Source organism: Nitrosomonas sp. (assembly GCF_040240425.1).
In the GTDB taxonomy this organism is placed as follows: domain Bacteria; phylum Pseudomonadota; class Gammaproteobacteria; order Burkholderiales; family Nitrosomonadaceae; genus Nitrosomonas.
This window is the reverse complement of sequence record NZ_QPHG01000073.1, coordinates 1-4,057: the sequence shown is the minus strand read 5'-3', so window position 1 is coordinate 4,057 and position 4,057 is coordinate 1. Positions and strand designations below refer to the sequence as shown.

4 protein-coding genes and 1 pseudogene are annotated in these 4,057 nt (G+C 41.2%); 4 read left to right on the top strand and 1 reads right to left on the bottom strand.

Features of this window, described 5'->3' with window-relative positions; translation table 11 throughout:
* The first annotated feature begins 102 nt into the window (after positions 1 to 102).
* Positions 103 to 891 carry a tetratricopeptide repeat protein gene (locus DU481_RS15460; protein WP_350135975.1) on the top strand — a complete coding sequence of 263 codons (789 nt, stop codon included), beginning with the start codon at positions 103 to 105 and terminating at the stop codon, positions 889 to 891.
* Between the two features lie 695 nt (positions 892 to 1,586).
* On the opposite strand, the gene DU481_RS15455 is transcribed toward DU481_RS15460, so the two are convergent.
* Positions 1,587 to 1,712 carry a hypothetical protein gene (locus tag DU481_RS15455; RefSeq protein WP_350135973.1) on the bottom strand — a complete coding sequence of 42 codons (126 nt, stop codon included), beginning with the start codon at positions 1,710 to 1,712 and terminating at the stop codon, positions 1,587 to 1,589.
* A 761-nt stretch (positions 1,713 to 2,473) separates the two neighbouring features.
* Here DU481_RS15455 and DU481_RS15450 point away from each other — a divergent pair.
* The 3 genes and pseudogenes from DU481_RS15450 to DU481_RS15440 form a co-directional block, all read left to right on the top strand.
* The gene (locus DU481_RS15450) at positions 2,474 to 2,932 is read left to right on the top strand and encodes a hypothetical protein (RefSeq protein WP_350135971.1); all 459 of its coding nucleotides are present in this window, start codon (positions 2,474 to 2,476) and stop codon (positions 2,930 to 2,932) included.
* Between the two features lie 526 nt (positions 2,933 to 3,458).
* Positions 3,459 to 3,881, top strand: a complete 423-nt coding sequence (rnk, locus tag DU481_RS15445; protein WP_350135969.1) for a nucleoside diphosphate kinase regulator — start codon at positions 3,459 to 3,461, stop codon at positions 3,879 to 3,881.
* Between the two features lie 105 nt (positions 3,882 to 3,986).
* A pseudogene (locus DU481_RS15440) lies at positions 3,987 to 4,057 on the top strand (IS1595 family transposase); the annotation flags it as partial.

The window sequence follows — 4,057 nt, the reverse complement described above, 5'->3', positions numbered from 1 at the left end:
CGTTTCTTGTGACTGTAATCAAGATCGGCAAAACTCGTTTGGTGTGGCATGGCGTATTTAGAAGGTCGTTAATAAATCTATTATCTCAACAAACCTCGGGATTTGTTCAGCGGTTCCCTAGGCGAATACCGAAAAGCAATCAGCTATTTTGAACAGGCACTAGCGAGTGATTTAAAGATCTATGGCGAAGACCATCCCAACGTGGCAACAGATCGCAATAATCTGGGATTGGCTTGGAATTCACTCGGCAAACACCGAAAAGCAGTCAGCTATCATGAACAGGCGCTAGCAAGTAATTTGAGAAACTATGGCGAAGATCATCCCAAGGTGGCAACAGATCGCAATAATCTGGGATCGGCTTGGTATTCACTCGGCGAATACCGAAAAGCAGTCGGCTATCATGAACAGGCACTAGCGAGTGATTTGAAAGCTTATGGCGAAGACCATCCCAGCGTGACGAGAGATCTCAATAATTTGGGATCGGCTTGGAATTCGCTAGGCGAATACCGAAAAGCAATCAGCTATCATGAACAGGCGCTAGCAAGTAATTTGAAAACATTTGGCGAAGACCATCCCACGGTGGCAACAGGTCGCAATAATCTGGGGTCGGCTTGGTATTCACTCGGCGAATACCGAAAAGCAATCAGCTATTTTGAACAGGCACTAGCGAGTGATTTGAAAATGTTTGGCGAAGATCATCCCAGCGTGGCGAGAGATCGCAATAATCTGGGATCGGCTTGGAATTCGCTAGGCGAATACCGAAAAGCAATCAGCTATTATGAACAATCACTCGTGTTTTTATCAAAAAGCTTAGGACCAAATCATCCCTATAGCATACAAGTAAAGAGTAGCTTGAGGATTGCAAATCAAAAACAAAAAAAAGGTTGCTAAGAAAATTTATGTGAACATCTCCTGCGAACACAATTAATCTAAAGACAACAACAACTATCTGTTAACTTATTTTATGTGAATTTTGTTGTGTCAAATTTGTGCCAAACTATACTACAAACCCCACTGATTGAGGCTGAGCGTTACTGATTTTATGCTTGGCAAGCATTGCAAGCCATTGATTTAAAAATATTTTAAATTTTAAATCACGTTTCGTAATCAGTAAGGCAATGTAAATCAAAATCTATGAATTTTTCCAAAAGAAACATTCATATAAAAAAATGATTCTACATGTTCGCTACGGCAGGATCTTATGATCCTGTACTACTCCCACAGACACAACAGCTTCGCTATTGTGTAGCATTAGGCGACAGACTGGCTATGCCAGACTGTTAAGGCGGGTTAACTCAAATCAGTTGCAAGATTTTCCATCTAATCTCAAATATAAAACGTGACAAATCTGACGATTATTGGCGTGTATTGGCGAGCGCTGGCGGAGTTAATATTAATATAAACAGCTAGTTAAAACACCTGTTAATCCGCAGGTCCCAGGTTCGAGCCCTGGTCGGGGAGCCATATATTTCTTGGAGTTACGGTGATGCGAACTGATCATCGTACTTTTAGATTCTAGACCGAAATCAGTTTCAAGTAGTCAGCACATTGGTATTGAAACAGATTTCACTGACCAACAGCTTCAGTTATTCCTTGTCGAATCTGCTTTTTCTGTCCAGTAATTTCGTTCTCAGTTCTTCAGTAAACGCTTTAAGCCAATTTTGTTCGATTTCCGGCAAGTACTGTTGGCGGCGGTATCCCACAATCTTCATCAACAATTCCCGCTCTCTTGCATTCAGTTTGTGAGAGCGCTCTTACAATGATGAATCCAATGGCAGAAATCCGTTCTCGGCCCCTTCATAAAGCCGATCTGTAGCTATCTTCATTTCATCCAGTTCTTTGGTCAGTCTTTTTCAATCCTTCGCCCCGACTTTCCTGTGCTACTTTGATCTGCTTTTCATGTTAGACAGCATTGTTTTGACTAGCTCGGAATAAATACTTCGTCTACCAAGACATCAAGAATCAGGATATCGAGTTTTTCCATCAGGAAGATTCGACCATCGCACAACTTGTTACCCTTACTAATATTAAAGATGCACGATCATTCTTCTGCCTGCCTTTCATTCACTTGTTAGCGAAACTCAGCGGGGGTTGATTGCTTTGTAATTTGTATAAAATTTTATCAATGAACTATTCCCGAGTAAAAAAGTCGGATATTCTGTTGGAATTAATTTTTGTTTGTGGTAAAGTTTAATCGGGTTGAGAAAGTTCTTATTTTTCTTAACCTTAAGTGAAGAGGGGTCAATTATCTCATTCAAGTGTAAGCGATGAGTTTTATTGACAAATAGCAATGTTTATTTTTATACATGCTTAATTTTAGATAAGGAAAAATTGATATGAATGTAATAGCGAAGTCTTTCTTGTTCGAAATGCGATCGGAGTTAACTTGTAGAAAGAATTTGATCAAAATGAATTTCTGCACCTACACGAAAGCTTTCCCAACCTATACTGAACGCATCTTGGAGGAATAAAAATGACTACATTTATTTATGACTGGAGAGTACCCATTAATAAAGTACTCAAATTATCTTCCCTACTATTAGTAATCACTGTGTTAACTGCTTGTGCACAAATGAGTCCATCAGCGGTTAAATCCACCGGAATTCCGAGTAACAATCATGACGCTTTAGTTAAGCATTACGAAGGTGTCGCCAAAGACGCACAAGTAAGGCTACAAGCGAACAAAAAAATACTTCAGGAATATGAAGAACGTCCTTATTATTTTGGCAGACAAGGTTTAGATGCTCAATCGCATGCTAAAGCAAATGTTCAAGCATATGAGAAAATAATACAGGAAAGTCTCGCATCTGCTGATCTCCATAGAAAAATGGCGATGGAACAAAATAATCATCAAACAAAGATGACAAAATCAAACCAGGATCGTGACTTTACTTCGAAGATCTCGGGATACCCAGAGTATTCGGGCAATTAAGATCTTTAATAAAGTAACGAACAACCACCGATATCATTCGGTGGTTGGTCTTTAATATCCCCAGTTTCCAATTTTATCCCCGTCTGTGCGTCATATTTTTCTTCGAGTTGATCGCCGGACTCCATGATTATTGGTCGGCGAGTGAAACAGCGCACTCTCTTTTACATACGGCTATCAATATAGAATCCCGATAGATCACATTCTCATGAATTTCCATAGAATCATGATGAAACTGTACGTCGTCAAAGCAAACTAGACAGATGGATGCCTAAATCAAAAGATGTTTTAGCTCATCAAATTCTGGTTTATTGTAATGCACTTGCCGTCGCGTTGCTAAGGAAACACTGATTAATTCAGCGGGCGAGATGAAGCACGAGACGCACGAAACGTAGCAATCGGGACTTATCAACAAGATAGGCGAGGGAGTGGTGACCGCGTAACGAAGGGGTTCGCTCGTATCGTCCAATTAATCAGCGCTTCCCTAACTCCAGTTAGGCCATAATTTAATTATCAGCAGAGGCTTTAAATGACAAAACCATATAACAAACCCAGAGTAATCATCTCATCGCTCGACACCGAGCGGCTTGAGCAGCTTATTAAATCGCTATCTGACATGTCCTTTCCCGGCAAGGACGATCTTGAGGTCGAACTGGCCCGGGCAGAAATTGTAGAACCGGAGGATGTTCCCACGACGGTAGTAACGATGAATTCCACGGTGAGATTTGAAGTCGATTCCTCACATGAGGAATTCTGCCTTACGCTCGTATATCCCTGGAATGTGGATACTTCCGGTGAAAAGATTTCGATTCTTGCACCGGTTGGCAGCGCGCTGCTCGGGCTTTCCCAAGGGGACGAAATTGAATGGCCAAAACCGGGCGGCGGCATGTTGCGAGTACGGATCAAAGAAGTCACATATCAGCCCGAACGCTCCGGCGAATATCACCGGTAAGCGGCGCATCAGCCGCCAGATACGAAATCATTACATACAATATACAAACAATTGTTTAGGGTCTTAGGAAGTTAAGCACTTACTAAAGTGTGCTAACTTTCTGAGATGAATGCCAAAAACAGATACTATTTTCGTTCTCGAATCAGAGAAGCAAAATTCAGGCAACTTATTCGATG